Annotated in this window: 5 protein-coding genes; all 5 read left to right on the forward strand. The window is 61.1% G+C overall.

All coding sequences use genetic code 11. The features are described 5' to 3' along the window. The first annotated feature begins 14 nt into the window (after positions 1 to 14). Positions 15 to 1,013: an Hsp33 family molecular chaperone HslO gene (gene hslO, locus ACSFA7_RS01770; RefSeq protein WP_435497793.1), complete on the forward strand. Its 999-nt coding sequence runs from the start codon at positions 15 to 17 to the stop codon at positions 1,011 to 1,013. Positions 1,014 to 1,527: 514 nt separating this feature from the next. Further along, positions 1,528 to 12,651 carry a two-partner secretion domain-containing protein gene (locus tag ACSFA7_RS01775; protein ID WP_435497794.1) on the forward strand — a complete coding sequence of 3,708 codons (11,124 nt, stop codon included), beginning with the start codon at positions 1,528 to 1,530 and terminating at the stop codon, positions 12,649 to 12,651. A 5-nt stretch (positions 12,652 to 12,656) separates the two neighbouring features. Continuing rightward, positions 12,657 to 13,130, forward strand: coding sequence for a hypothetical protein (locus ACSFA7_RS01780; protein WP_435497795.1), 474 nt, complete (start codon positions 12,657 to 12,659; stop codon positions 13,128 to 13,130). A gap of 124 nt (positions 13,131 to 13,254) precedes the next feature. After that, on the forward strand, positions 13,255 to 14,958 hold the full coding sequence (locus ACSFA7_RS01785) for a ShlB/FhaC/HecB family hemolysin secretion/activation protein (protein WP_435498873.1): 1,704 nt from the start codon (positions 13,255 to 13,257) through the stop codon (positions 14,956 to 14,958). Between the two features lie 45 nt (positions 14,959 to 15,003). Beyond that, on the forward strand, positions 15,004 to 15,816 hold the full coding sequence (locus tag ACSFA7_RS01790; protein ID WP_435497796.1) for a hypothetical protein: 813 nt from the start codon (positions 15,004 to 15,006) through the stop codon (positions 15,814 to 15,816). Positions 15,817 to 15,840 lie beyond the last annotated feature (24 nt).

The following is a 15,840-nucleotide window of genomic DNA, read 5'->3' on the forward strand; positions in this document are numbered from 1 at the left end:
AAGAAGAATCCGTTTTGAGCGAGCTGCACAAATTCCTGTTCGATGGCCTGCCGGTGCGCGGCATGATCGTGCGCCTGACAGATGCGTGGCAGGAGATCCTTGCGCGGCGCGCCTCCAACACCGCCACCGGCGCCTACCCGCCGCCCGTGGCCGAACTGCTTGGCGAGATGACCGCCGCGGCCACGCTGATGCAGGCCAACATCAAGTTCAATGGCGCGCTGATCCTGCAGATCTTCGGCGACGGTCCGGTCAAGGTGGCCGTGGCCGAGGCCAAGCCCGATTTGAGCCTGCGCGCCACCGCCAAGGTGATCGGCGACCTGCCGGCCGATGCGCGCCTGCCCGACATGGTCAACGTGAGCAACAAGGGCCGCTGCGCGATCACGCTCGACCCGAAGGACAAGCTCCCGGGCGCCACGCCGTACCAGGGTGTCGTGCCGCTCTTCGGCGACGAAGGCGAGAAGCTCGGCAAGCTCAGCGACGTGCTGCAGCACTACATGCTGCAGAGCGAGCAGCTCGACACTACGCTGGTGCTCGCGGCCGACGACAAGGTGGCGGCGGGCCTCCTGATCCAGCGCCTGCCGGTGAAGGGCGAGGGCAACCTCGAAGGCACCTCGGACAAAGACCGCGACCAGGCCAACGAAGACCAGATCGGCCGCAACGAGGACTACAACCGCATCTCGATCCTGGCCTCGAGCCTGACGCGCGACGAGCTGCTCACGCTCGACATCGAGACCATCCTTCGGCGCCTCTTCTGGGAAGAGAAGCTGCTGCGCTTCGAGCCGCAGGCCGGCTTGCTCGGTCCGCATTTCGCATGCACCTGCGGCCGCGAGCGCGTGGCGCAGATGATCCGCGGGCTCGGCGTGGAGGAAGCCGAAGAGATCCTGGCCGAGCGCGGCGACATCGAGGTGGGCTGCGACTTCTGCGGCAAGCAGTACCGCTTCGATGCGGTCGATGCGGCACAGATCTTCAGGCCGCCTACGGATCAGATTCCGGGCAGTCCGATCGTTCAGTAAGTCGCACTGATGTCAGCGGAGGTGCGCAAGACGCCACCGCTGATGGCTATGTCGTTGCGTGCCGATTCGAGTCCGGCTCGGCAGCACTTCCAGCGAAACACCCGCCATGCCGGGTCGCTCACGCCGGTCCGCGTGAGACTACTTAATTGGGCGACTTCCTGCATGTCGGGGAGTCAATGCCAAAAAGAAACCCGCCAGAGCGCGAGGCGCCTGACGGACTGAAAAGTAGCCCCAGGAGTGTGAGGGGAAAGTCGCTTGAACTGCCTGTGGAACGGTAGCAGTCGAGCCACAGTCGATCACGTCGATACAACCTAAAGACTCACCGATTGATTCGACGGTGTGACATTTATTGCGCATGCCGTTTGAATCTGTGCGCGTTGAATCTTGTTGACATTTGCTATGCGGAGGTCCCCGGAAAATCCGGATCCACTGATGCCTGTGTCAGTGGGCCAGCATGTTGCTCCTACGCCGCGCTTGGCTGTCACGTTGCGCGATCCCAGGGGAGAAAAGAAACATGAACAAGTCGCTTTATAGAGTCGTCTTCAACCGTGCGCGCGGTATCCGCATGGTGGTGCAAGAAACAGCGGCAAGCGACAGCAAGGGGGCCAATAAGGCAACGGATGGATCGCCAGCAACAGCACCAGCGAGGGTGGCGGCTGCCGTCGTGTTGTTCGGCGCGCTGGTGACGTTACCCGGACAGGCCCAGATCGTGGGTGCCCCCAACGTTCCCGGCAACCTGCGTCCCACTGTGCTGCTGGCGCCCAACGGCGTGCCGCTGATCAACATCCAGACGCCTTCGGCAGCGGGTGTTTCGCGCAACGTCTTCAACCAGTTCAACGTCGGGCCCAACGGCGCGATCTTCAACAACAGCCGGACGAATGCGCAGACGCAGCTCGGCGGCATCGTTCAGGGCAACCCGTTCCTCGCCAGAGGCCCGGCGCGGATCATCCTGACCGAGGTCAACGGCGGCAATGTGAGCCAGCTTCGCGGCTACATGGAGGTTGCGGGCCAGCGCGCAGAAATCATCATTGCGAATCCGGCCGGAATCAACGTGGACGGCGCGGGCTTCATCAACGCGAGCCGCGCCACGCTGACCACGGGCCTGCCTCAGCTCAATGCGTTCGGCGGTCTCGACAGCTTTCTCGTGCGTGGCGGCACCATCACCATCAACGGTGCGGGCCTCGATGCCAGCAAGACCGACTACGCGGCCATTCTTGCCCGAGCTGTGGAAGCCAATGCGGGCATCTGGGCCAGTGAATTGAAAGTCGTGACCGGCGCCAATCAGGTCTCGGCCGATCACAACCAGATCAGCGCAACCACGGGCACCGGCACGACGCCCACCTTTGCGCTCGACGTAGCCGCGCTTGGTGGCATGTACGCCGGCAAGATCGTGCTCATAGGGACCGAGGCCGGACTTGGGGTTCGCAATGTCGGCACGATCCAGACCGCGCCGGGCACGCCCGCGATGGCAGGCGCGGGGCAACTCGTGGTGAAAAGCGCGGGCCGGCTCGAAAACATCGGCACGATCCAGGCCACGGCCGATGCCAACCTTGCCGCAGCGAGCCTTGCCAACAGCGGTCGCATCACCAGTGGAGGCAACCTGAAGGTCGCGACGCAAGACACGTTGGGCAATTCCTTCAACGGAGCGGGCGGCACGCTCGAAGGGGCGCGCGTCGAGTTGGCTAGCGCGGCAGGCAACGTCGACAACCGCAACGGCGGCACCATCCGTCAGACCAGCAACGCGGCGCTGAAGATTTCCGCGCCGACTTTGAGCAACGCCAGCGGCGGCGTGATCGGCCTGGAGCCGATTGTGCTGTCGCCGTCGCAGCCCGGCGGCAGCACGGGTACTGGTGCGGGCACGGGCGGTGGCACCGCCACTCCGGAGACACCTGCAGCAGCGGGCGGACCCGGCACCGCTGGAACCATCACGCCTGCGCCATATGTGCCGCCGTCGCCGGGCATGGTCACTGCGGCGAGCGCAATCCTCAACGACGGCGGCCGCGTCTACGCGGGCGGAGCGATCACGCTGCAGAGCGCGAACATCAACAACAACGGCGGGACCATGAGCCTCGCCAGCATGAGGGTCAACCAGCCCACCTTCGACAACCGCGGCGGAACGTTGAATGTCACCAACGGCTTCAACGCCAATGTCGATCGCTTCGACAACAGCGGCGGCAAGCTGAATGCGGGCAAGCTGAACATTGCCACGAGCGGCGACCTGATCAACGTCGGTGGCGCGCTGACCAGCGCCAGCGGCACCTCGCTCACCGTCGGCGGCAAGGCGGACAACACACGCGGAGCGATCTCTGCGACAGGTGCGTTGAATGCGACCGTGGCGGGCGCGACGAACAACACGGATGGCACCCTTGCTTCCAATCAAGGCCTGACGCTCAACACCGGCTCACTGGACAACACGCAGGGCAGCATTCAGTCGGCCCAGGCTGGCATGCAGCTCGCGGTGAACAACCGGCTGGTCAATGGCAACGGTGGCACCATCGGTGCGGCCACGGACCTGAATGTCCAAGCGGGCTCGCTCGCCAATGGTGGCAGCTTGCGCGGTGCGAACGATGTCACCGTCGCAGTCGGTGATGCACTGACCAACGACGGCAGCATCACTGCAGGTCGCAACGCCACAATCACAGCAGGCAGCATCGCATCGGGCAACGCCAGTGTGCTCGGTGCGGGCGTGCAAAGCGACGGCAGGCTGGGTGCAGCAGGCGATCTGCGCGTCACGACCTCCGGCGCACTGGTCTCCAACGGCAACAACATCGCCGCCGGCAACGCCACGTTGCAAGGCGCGAGCGTCGACCTCTCCGATAGCCAGACCAGCGCGGCCAACATCGCAGTCACCGCAATCCAGGGCAATGTGACCACGAGCAATGCCACGGTCGTCACACCGGGCACCCTGAGCGTGACGGCCAATGCGCAGACCGGTCAGACGCTGGTCAACGAAGGCGGCAAGCTCAACGCGAATCTGTTGGACCTCAAGGTCTCGAACATCGCGAACACCCGGGGCGGCGAGATTGTCCAGACCGGCACAGGCGTCACCAGGATCACGACCTCGGGCGTCATCGACAACGGCGGCGGCACGCTGGCGAGCAATGGCAGTCTGGCCTTCACCGCTGCGAGCCTGAACAACAAGGGCGGCACCTTGCGGGCCGCGCAGACATCGGACCTGACGGTCACGGTGGCTGGCTTGGTGGACAACCGGCAGGGCGAGATGAGTGCTGGCGGCAATACGACGCTCCAGGCGGGCAGCCTCGACAACGATGCTGGACGTGTCACAGCTGCGGGCGATGCATCGAGCACCACGAGCAGCACCACCAGCAACAAGGGCGGCACCATCGCCGCGAACGGCAACACGACCCTGAACGCCGGGAGCCTGGACAACGCAGGCGGTGCCGTCTCCGCGTTGAACACCCTGACGGCAAATGTCCAGGGGGCGGTGGACAACACCACAGGCACGCTGGTCGCCAACCAGACGCTCGTGCTCGATGCCGGCTCGCTGGTCAACGACAAGGGCGCGGTTCAGTCGACACAGGCTGCAGCCCGCTTGAACGTAGGCGGGGCCTTGAACAACGGTTCGGGCGTTGTAGGAGCTGCAACCGATCTGGGCATCAAGGCAGGCACTCTGGCCAATGCCGGCAGCCTGCGTGGTGGCAACGACGCCAGCGTCGCCGTGGGGGGCCAACTGGCCAACGACGGCAACATCACGGCCGGGCGGAACACCACCATCAAAGCCGGCAGCGTGCAAAGCAGCAGCACGGGTGTGCTGGGCGCAGGCATCCAGAGCGATGGCAAGCTGGGCACGACAGGTGACTTGAGCGTGACTGCGGATGGTGCACTCGTCGCACGCGGCACGAACCTCGCGGCCGGCAATGCCATGCTGCAAGGTGCAAGCGTCGACATATCAGCCAGCCAGACCAGCGCCGCGAACATCGCAGTCACCGCGACGCAAGGTGACGTGATCACAAGCAAGGCCACGGTCGTCACGCCAGCCATCTTGAGCGTAACCGCCAACAGCGACGCAGCGCAGAGCCTCCTCAACGACGCCGGCAAGCTCAACGCGAAGCAGCTCGACCTGAAGCTCTCGAACCTTGCCAACACGGATGGCGGGGAGATCGTGCAGATCGGTACAGGAGCGACCACCATCGCGATGAGCGGCACGCTCAACAATGACGGCGGTCGCATTGCTAGCAACGGCCAGAACTTGGCGCTTCAAGCGAATGCGATCACGAACACGGCTGGCAAGATCGAGCATGCCGGTACTGGCACGCTGAACATTGCGGGCGGCAACTACAGCGGCACCAACGGTCAGATCACGACCAACGGTGCATTGGCCGTTGCGATGAAGGGTGCGTTCAACCAGGACGGAGGAACGACCAGCGCGAAGCGGGTCACCATCGATGCGGGTTCGTTGAGAAACCGTGACGGGCAGATCGTGCAGACCGGTGCCGATGCAACGCGCATTGCCGTCGTCGGCGCAGTGGACAACAGTGCGGGGACGATTGCCGGCAACGGCAACATGAATGTCGCCGCGGGAAGTTGGATCAACCAAGGCGGAACCCTCCGCGCAACCGAAACTTCCAGCCTTGCATTGACGGTTGGAGGCTTGCTCGACAACAGCAACAAGGGCCTGATCGGCGCGGGTGGCAACACCACGGCTGCGGCCGGAAGCCTGAACAACAACGCCGGTAGCGTGACTGCTGTTGGCGACCTGGGCGCCACCGTCAGCGGTGTTGCAACGAACGTCGAAGGCACGCTGGCGGCCAACGGAAATACCACGCTCGTTGCCGATACGTTGGACAACAGGAGCGGAGCCGTTGCGGCAGTCAAGGGCAAGCTGGGCGTCACGACCACGGGCGCGACGACGAATGATGCTGGCACGCTGCAAGCGGGTGCCAAGACCACATTGCTCAACGGCGGACTGAGCAACGTCGGCGGCAAAGTGCTCGGGGACAGCCTGTCCGTGGACACGCGCGGCAATACGCTGAACAACGCGCGAGGCACGTTGGCCGCGACCACGACGGTTGCAGTGAACTCAGGGGGGCTTGCGAACGATGCCGGCCTGATCCAGTCCGGCGGCGCGATGACCATCGACACGAATGGCAAGGCGCTGACCAACACCAACGCGGCCGGCTACAGCACCAAGCAAGGCGGTATCACGAGCGCGGACACGCTGGACCTGAAGAGCGGGACGGTCAACAACGCCGCCGGCTTCATCGGCGCGAAGAAGGCGCTGACCGCCAATACGCAGGCTTTCTCCAACACGAACGCTGGCACGATGCTTGGCCAATCCAGGGTGGCAATCAACACCAACGGCGGCTACGACAACAGCGGTGGCCAGACACTCGCCGTGGGCGACCTGGACATCGGCGCAGGCAACATTGCCAATACCGGTGGCTTGATTCGGTCTGCGGCAACGACCACCCTCAACGCAGGCAGCGTCGCCAACGACAGGACCCAAGGCAAGGACCGGGGCATCGAAGGCAAGAGCGTTGCGATCAACACGGGCAGCCTGAACAACACGTCTGGCGCCATTCGGGCGGACGTCGACACGACCGTTACCAGCGGCGGCACTGTCACGAATACCAACGGCCTGATCTCGGCAGGCAACGAACTGGGCATTCTCGATCCCAACCGCGCGAACCCCGGTGCCAAGACGCTGAACCTCGTCAACAGCGGTGGCACGCTGGTGGCCGACAAGAGCCTGAAGATCGATGTGGGGACTTTCAGCGGCGATGGCCGGGCGGTCTCGGGCAAGGACCTGAGCATTGCGCTCAAGCAGGACATCGTTAACAACGGTGAGGTGGCCGCCAACGGCAACCTGAGCTACACCACCACCGGCAACTTCACGAACAATGGGAAGTTGCTGGCGGGCCAGACGCTCACGGTGGGCGGCCACAACGTCGACAACACCGCCAATGCGGAGATGTCGGGTACGGACACCATCGTCAACGCCAGCGGCATGCTCACGAACCGTGGCCTGATCGACAGCAAGGGGGCGACGCAAATCAATACCGGTACCCTCCGCAACATCGGCACCGGTCGCATCTATGGCGACGCAGTTTCCGTCGGTGTCGGTACGCTCAACAACGACGCAGAGACTGCCAACGGCATCACCAAGGCCGGGGCGATTGCGGCGCGCGATACTTTGGACATCGGTGCGGGCACCATCAACAACCGCGAGCACGCGTTGCTCTTCAGCTCGGGCGACATGTTTATTGGTGGCGGCCTGGATGCGAGTCGTCAAGCCGTCGGCAAGGGCGGCACGCTCAACAATGAGAGTGCCAGTATCGAGTCGCTTGACAATATGTCGGTTGCCATGGGCAGCATCAACAACATCGACACGCATCTGCGGGTGACAAGCACCAGCAACGCCGTTTCCCTCCCCGGCATCATCACCACAGACGGAAAGACCTGGGACATCGCGGACACATGGGGCGATCCGAGCACGCGACTGGTCTATCACCGAGCCGCAAATGGAACAGTCAGCGTGGTCGGCAAGGGCTGGACCAACACAGTCACCAACATCATCGTGAACCAGGATGTGGCGGCCGATGCAGATCCCGCACGGATCGTCGCAGGTGGCAATATGCGCATCGATGGACGACTGTACAACCGTGACAGTCAAGTCATGGCTGGTGGTGCGTTGGATGCTCCCGATGTCGACAACCAGGCGACGTCAGGCAAGAAGGTGACCGCCATTGGTGGGTTGTGGATCGGCTACAACCCGAATCGTCCTGGAGAGGGGCCGGAGGCGCCCATCGTTATTCCCCCAACGACGACTACCGAAACGTACCGCCTCACGGACTACAAACCGCAGCAGAACCTCAACGCCACGCGGGGCTATGACGCGGGGAGCGCCAACGTTGGCAACGTCAGCAGCGGCTCTGGCGGTGCCGGCAGCATCGGCGGGGGAGCAAGATCGGGTGCGATCATCGAAGTCCACTCCAATGTCGGTGCCGTGGTCAAGACACAAGGATCCGGAGCGAACGCGGCCAATGGCGCTGACGGCGCGCGTGGCATAACGACTGCACTGTCCGGCTCCGCGAGTGCCGGCATCGTCGATGGCGGAGGCTCGACGAGCGGTGCGTCATCGACCGCTCAAGCGGGCGCCACACGGACCATTCCAATGGTCGTGCGCACCAGTGTTCCCAATGCCTCCATTCCACAAGCCAGTCTGTTCAACCTCCACGGAGGACCAAGCGGTCGCTATCTGATCGAGACCGATCCACGATTTGCGAACTACCGAAACTGGCTGAGCAGCGACTATCTGCTGAACAACCTTGGACTCGATCCGAACAACATCCTCAAGCGTCTTGGAGATGGCTTCTACGAGCAGAAGCTGATCCGTGAACAGCTGGCCCAGTTGACTGGGTACCGGTATCTTGACGGCTACAGCAGTGATGAAGATCAGTACACCGCGTTGATGAATGCGGGTGCAACGTTTGCCAAGCAATACGGTCTTTGCCCAGGCATCGGCCTGAGTGCGGCGCAGATGGCGCAGCTCACCAGCGATATCGTCTGGCTGGTCGAGCAAACGGTGACATTGCCGGATGGCAGCACGCAAAAGGCGCTGTTACCACAGGTTTACGTCCGCGTTCGGCCTGGAGACATCGACGGCAACGGTGCGGTACTCAGCGCCGACACGCTCAGGATCAAGGGCAGCGGTGATCTCGTCAATACCGGCACCATCGCTGGCCGAAGCCTGGTGAAGATCGATGCCGACAACATCAACAATCTGGGCGGTCGCATCAGCGGTGGCGATGTGACTTTGAACGCCAAGACCGATCTGAACAACATCGGCGGCGTCATTGATGCCCGCGACAACTTGAAGATCGATGCCGGGCGCGACATCAATGTCCGCACCACCACTCAGACCAATGGCTTGAACACGAACGTGGACCGCATCGCGGGACTTTACGTCACCGACCCTGGCGGCACGCTGGTGGCGAGTGCAGGGCGCGACGTGAATCTGATTGGCGCAATCATCTCGAACCAGGGCAAGGCAGGCTACACCTCCATCACCGCCAAGAACGACATCAACCTGGGAACGGTGACCGAAACACGGGTGCAGATCGGCGTCGGCTTCAGCATGTCCATGGCCATCGCCAGTTCGCAAGAACTTGGCAGCACGATCTCCACCAACGGGACCACGTTGCTCAAGGCCGACCGCGATGTCAATGCGCGACAAGCCACGGTGAACGCGGGGGACAGCCTTCTGAGCGTGCGCGCGGAACGCGACATCAACATCGAGTCGGGCGAGTCCAAGGTCGCAGGCAACTACGCGATGCAGTGGAAGGACAAGAGCACCTTCAGCCGCACGGACAACAAGGTATCCGGCGGTTTCGACAACAGCACGAGCGTGGGCAGCAGTTTCTCGGGCGGCACGGTGTTCATGAATGCCAAGCGCGACTTCACCATGGAGGGATCGAGCATCAGCGGCAAAGATGGTGTGGCGATCATCGTCGGCAGAAATTTGTCCGTGGTCGAGGGACGCAATACCTCGAATGCCCAGGCAGAGTTCGAGCAGAACAAGCGGGGCATTGGCGGCATGGCGGGGTTGCTCACGGGCAATCCAATCATTCCGGCGCTGCCCTACGGAAAGAACAGCAGCACGGGTGTCGAGATCAAGTCGGATACAGCTTCGGCCAGCACGATCAGCAGCAGCCAGGGGGGCGTATTGCTTCAAGGCGGCAATGTCTTCCTTCAAGGCGCGCAGATCGATGCGGCCAAGGACGTCAACATCAACGGCGGCAATGTCGTCATCCAGGCGGCCGCCAACAGCAACGCCGTGACCGGCACGACCGGCTCCCGCACCAAGGGCATCGAGCCGGGCCAGATTCTTTGGCATGACCCGAGCACGGGCATCAACGCGAAGAAGACGACCGAGACCAAGATCGAGGACAGCACGTTGACGCGCACCACGATCAATGGGGCCAACGTGAATATCACGGCGGCCGATACGTTGGCGATGGCCGCTACGACAGTCAACACGCCCGGCAAGCTGACGCTGGAGGCCGATCAACTCATCCTGGGCACGCAGACGACGGAGCACAGAGAGCAGACCACCAGCCAAGGGCGCGATCTGGCCTATCAGAAGATCAAGGACAAGGGAAAGAGCGACCAGACCACGAACTACAACCAGTTCAATGCTGGAAATCTGGCGGTCACGGCGAATCGCATCCAGGCCGGGCTTGGGGCCAGAGACAGCATCGAAGAACTGGCCAAGCAGCCGGGCATGGACTGGGTCAAGCAGATCACCAGCGACCCCAAGCTCAAGGACAAGATCGACTGGACCAAGGTCGAGGAAGCTCACAAGAACTGGAACCACAGCCAGCAAGGATTGACGCCGGAGGGGGCGGCCATTGTGACGTTGGTGGCCGCGTACTTCACGGCGGGTGCGGCCTCGAGCATCGGTGGCGCGGCTGGCAATGCCGCTGCAGTGGGGGCAGGTCAAGGCGTAGCACTGACGAGCGGTGGGGCTTTTCTCACGGGGGCCGGCGCTACGATTTCCAGTGTCGTGGGTGGCGCGGTTACTGCCGGAATCACCGCCCTGGCAAGTCAGGTGGCTGTTTCGCTCATCAATAACCAAGGTGACATCGGCAAGACGCTACAAGACTTGGGGAGCAGCGCCAACGTCAAGAACTTGTTGAACGCCATCGTCACCGGCGGGGTATTGGGCGGGCTCAATCTGACGCCCACAGGCCTGCCTACGCCGGGCGGCGGGAGTCAACAGTTCTTCACCCAACTCGGCCAAAACCTGCAGGCAGGGGTGGCGCGTGCGGTCATCGGCTCTGCGATTAACGGGGGCAATTTTGAGAAAGCCCTGAAGGCTGGCCTCGCAAGCGCGATCCTCGATACCGTGGCTGCGCAGACGGCGTTTGAGATTGGTGAACTGAAAGAAGCAGGAAAACTGGACAGCCTCACGCAAGCCTTGGCGCACGCCATTGCTGGCTGCGCTGTGGGCGTGGCCAAGGCAGACAAAGGGAGTGGTTGCGGGGCGGGGGCACTCGGCGCCGTACTGGGCGAGATCAGTGGCAATGTCTACGGCCGTGACGAATTCGGCAACATCAAGCCCGGTGCGGTCGAGTTGGCACGGATGTTTGCCGGTATCGGCGCGGCGCTGGCGGGGATGGATGCGAACGAAATCAATCTTGCCGGCGATGCAGGCGCCAATGCGGCGGCGAACAACGCGTTGAGCTTGCGTGGCTCGGCCAAGCTGATGGAGGAGCTGCGAGCCTGTTCAAGCGGGGCGAGTCGGAGCTGTGATCTCCCGAGATTGCGCGAAGAGATGATGCGGGATGCCGAAAGGCAAGCCGGGCGTATTGCGGCAGCTTGCGGAAGTTCCGGCGGCTTCACCGATTGCACGGCTCTCGCCAACAGCGCGAGCGTGACGCTCAACAATCTCATCACCTCCTACCTATACGCCGATACGTCAGCGAAGAAAGAGTTGGTGGTTGAGTTGCTGGACAAGCAAGTCAGGGATATGACTGAGCTGTACGAAAAACTTGGGACGTGGGAGGACGCCTCCAGTTTCCAGGACCGCTTGGGTGCAGCAATCTCCAGTGCAATGCCCATGCTGGCTGGAGGAACTGCAGCGCTGCTGGATAAAAAACTTGGAGGGTCTGCACCTAAAGCTCCCTCGGGCGGAAAACCAGTCAAGGGCAACTGCTCTTTCCGGGGCGACATGCTGGTCAAAACAAGAGCCGGCTATGTACAGATCAAGGACATACAAGTCGGTGACAGCGTCTATGCGCGCGATGAGGACAGTGGAGCGTCGAGATACAAGTCTGTCCTGGCGCACTACAGCAACTCGTACAAGGAGACGGTTTACGTCAGCGTGAAGGATGTAATGGGCCGGTCGCAGATTATTGTTTCCAACACCGTTCACCCGTTTTTTGCGCAGGTGTCGAGTATCGAGAGCGAGACTGTGCTGCCCAAGGCGTCCGAAGGTCATGACTACCGGGGCCCGATCCTTCGTGCGCAATGGGTTGATGCGGCGACTCTGAAGGTGGGATACCGCCTGTTGGGCAGTAGCGGAAGCTGGCTCACGGTGAAGGAAGTACGACGTGCTATCGAACCATTAGAAGCCTATAACCTAAGTGTTGCCGATTTTCATACTTACTTTATTAAAGGTGAAGCAGGAGATGAAGGCGTTTGGGTTCACAACACTTGCGCGTATGAGTCGACAGAGTTGCCCAATGCAAAACCCACTGGGGCAAAAAATATCAATGGCCAAGAAGAATATCTAGCCACACCCAATAAGGCACAAGGCGAGAGAAGATTCTATAAGGGCGAAGATGGGAGGTTTTATGACTCTCTGCAAACCTATAATGGAGAAATGCTTGGTGCAAAGGGGACTCAAACGTCTGGAAGCGTCACAAAATGGAAGGGTAAAGATGATGCGTCTCGAATAGACGTGGAAAATGCTAGACCCGGAGAAGATCCTGGGCAAATACATTACCAAGATGCGAGCAATAAAAAATACTACTATGACGCAAATACGAAAAAATTTTACGAAGAAAATACCACTATTGTTGCCCCTAGAAAGATTCAAAAGCTTCTTGAGAATTCCACATTTGAGCGAGGCATCAAGAAAGCCATGGATGTTCTTGGCATCAAATATGATTAGAGATCATGAAAATATTTACAAGCAAACTAATGGAAGGGTATTTTTTCGAAAATCGCCCTCGCCCTTTGATTCCAGATAAATTGAAGAGCACTTTTTTGAGTCTTCCTTTTCTCGAGCTGCAGGGCTGCGTATTTTTCGATTATCTCGTAAAACCAGAATCGAGAGGGAAGTTTAATTTTCATCGATATGGCAACAGATCAAGATGCGAAGCATCCGTAAATGGATTTCATTTGCAGGATTTTTGCGACAAGAAAAAATCTACAATTCCTATTGGCTTTTTATTTTTTGAGGAATTTGTGAAAATTTGGAGGCGAAGATCTGATGAAAATGTTGTGATTTATTTTGGAATAACTCCTCCCGAAGAAGAGTTTGGCCCCGATGTGACCTTCACGTTTCACAAGAAGCGTGAAAATGAAATATGGATGAACCTGGAAAGCATTGAGAAATTGGACACTGCCTTTATGGTTGTTGAGGTTTAATTAATTGATCTGATTTTAAATAAAATCCTCAAGACGAATTGAAGGGTGAATTTGCTTTGAAATTTGAAATGAAATAAATAATAAAGGGGAGTCTGATTTGAAATGCAAACTGCTGGCGACTGCTATGGCAGCCAGCCCACTTCTGGCCTTTGCCCAGCAATCCTCAACAACGCCGCAGCCCTTCGTCGAGCAGCAACGCCAGCAGGAGCGTGAACGCGCCTTGCGCGAGCTGAATGAACGCGCTGCCGAGCAACGCCCGCAGGCGGCCCCGCCGGCGCCCGCCCAACGCATCCCCGAATCCGAGTCCCCGTGCTTTCGCATCGACCGTGTGCTGTTGGTCGGCGAGCAGGCCGACGCTTTCCAATGGGTGGTTGCCGATCTTTCAGGACCCGAGGGCAATGACTCGCCCATCGGCCGATGTCTCGGCACAGCCGGTGTTAACGTGGTCCTCGCACGAGCCCAGCAAGCCGCCATTGCCCGCGGCTACGTTACGACCCGCGTGCTGGCCGCGCCGCAGGATCTCTCCAGTGGCACATTGACGCTCTCTCTGGTGCCCGGCCGTATTGCCGCCATTCGGCTGACGCCGGATTCTTCGTCCACGTTGCTCGGCAGTTCCGCATTGCTGACAACCGCCATCCCTGCACGCGTCGGCGATCTATTGAACCTGCGCGATATCGAGCAAGGTCTAGAGAACTTGAAGCGCGCGCCCACCGCTGAGGCCGACATCCAGATCGAACCATCGACAGCGCCGAACGCCAGGCCCGGCGACAGCGATCTTGTCGTCAAGTACGTGCAGTCCAAAAAATGGCGCGTCAATCTGAGCCTGGACGACAGCGGCACTAAGGCCACAGGCCGCAATCAAGCCGGCGTTACGGCATCGTTTGACAACCCCTTGGGCCTGAACGACCTGTTCTACGTCAGCGCCAACCACAGCATCAACAGCCACTTCCTTTCGGAGCCGAGCTATGGCACCGAAAGTCAAGTCGCCCACTACTCCTTGCCCTTCGGCTACTGGATGCTCGGCTTCACGGCATCGAACAGCCAGTACCACCAGAGCGTTGCGGGCTTGAACACCGACATCGTCTATGCCGGCAAGACCAACAACGCCGAGGTCAAGCTCTCGCGCCTGGTCTACCGTGATCAGAGCCGCAAGACGACGGTGGCGATCAAGGGCTTTCGCCGCGAGTCACGCAGCTTCATCGAAGACCAGGAGATTGAGGTACAGCACCGCGTGGTCGGTGGCTGGGAGCTGAGCCTGAACCACAAGGAGTACATCGGTGAGGCGACGCTCGAAGGCACGCTGGCTTACAAGCGCGGCACCGGAGGGTTCGGTTCGCGCGCTGCACCGGAAGAAGAGTTCGGTGAGGGGACCTCGCGCCTGAAGCTCTACACCGCCGACATCAGCCTCAATGCGCCATTCAAGCTCGGCGAGCAAAAGCTTCGGTACTCCGGCCTGATTCGCGCCCAGTGGAACCGCACGCCCCTCACACCGCAAGACCGCTTCGCCATCGGAGGACGCTACACGGTGCGCGGCTTTGACGGCGAGACGAACCTGATGGGCGACCGCGGCTGGCTGCTGCGCAACGACGTTGGCTGGGCCATGGGGCAGAGCGGGGCAGAGCTCTACGCCGGCGCTGACTATGGCCATGTCGGCGGGCGCTCCACCATCGACACGCTCGGCCGGAACCTGGCGGGTGCCGTGGTCGGCGTGCGCGGTCAGTGGAGCAAGTTGAGCTACGACTTCTTCGTTGGTGCACCCATCAGCAAGCCCGAGGGCTATCGCACCGCGAAGGTCACGCTCGGCTTCAATCTGAACGCGAGCTTTTGATCAAGGGAGGTTTTTCCAATGCAAACAAAGACAGAAAAAATATCAATGAACACTGCTGCCCTGCGACGGGGTGCGCTCGGCATCGCACTTCTCCTGACCGCATGCGTCACCCAACCGCCGCTGGCAGCGACCCAACCGGACGAAGCGGCTGCCTCGGCGCCCGCGCTGAGCAGTTACGCCGCAGCCGACGGCCTCGTGCCGGTGGGCACGACCAAGGTGCGTCTGCGCAGCAAGTCTTATCCCGACGGCTTCGATCGGTTGCGCATCGTGCGCCGCGATCACACGGGCCGTGCCGTTGCGGCACAGGTGGCGCTCAATGTCGGTCTTGCGGCGGTCACGGGGCGGGTAGGCGGCTTCGCGGCAGAAGGCTTCTCCAAGGACAACCTGGTCGGCGACCCGGTATTGGAACTGGCAGGGCAGCCATGGGCGAATAACCCCAGCATGAAGGAATTACCGGAGGCGCTCAATGAGATCGCCACCCGTGTCTATGCGGCCCGAGCGTGGAAGGAACTGGAGCGGGGCCGCAGCGAAAGCGGGTGGACGCGTGAAGACATGGTTGCTGCCGCGCAGTTGCCTGCCGAGGCCGACGCACCGATCAATCCCGGCGCATGGCGACTCGTCTACGAAAACTTGTCGGGCCAGGACGAGTTGTACCGCCTGCAGTTCAGCGCAGGCTTGGCCTTGGCAAGCCTGCACTTCGGTCTTCCGCCCATGCCGGCCAATTGCTTCTATCAGTCGGAGCCGGTGGCTTGGAGCACATGGCAAGCCGACGGCTGGCTGCGTCTGCGCGAGGAACGCGCCAAGGCCTTGGCGCAGTGCGTCGAGAAGCTAGGCCAAACCAAAGGGCGTCTGTGGTGACGGATGTTCCTCGCAGCCGCCAGG

The organism is Variovorax trehalosi, from assembly GCF_051216415.1.
GTDB lineage: Bacteria > Pseudomonadota > Gammaproteobacteria > Burkholderiales > Burkholderiaceae_C > Variovorax.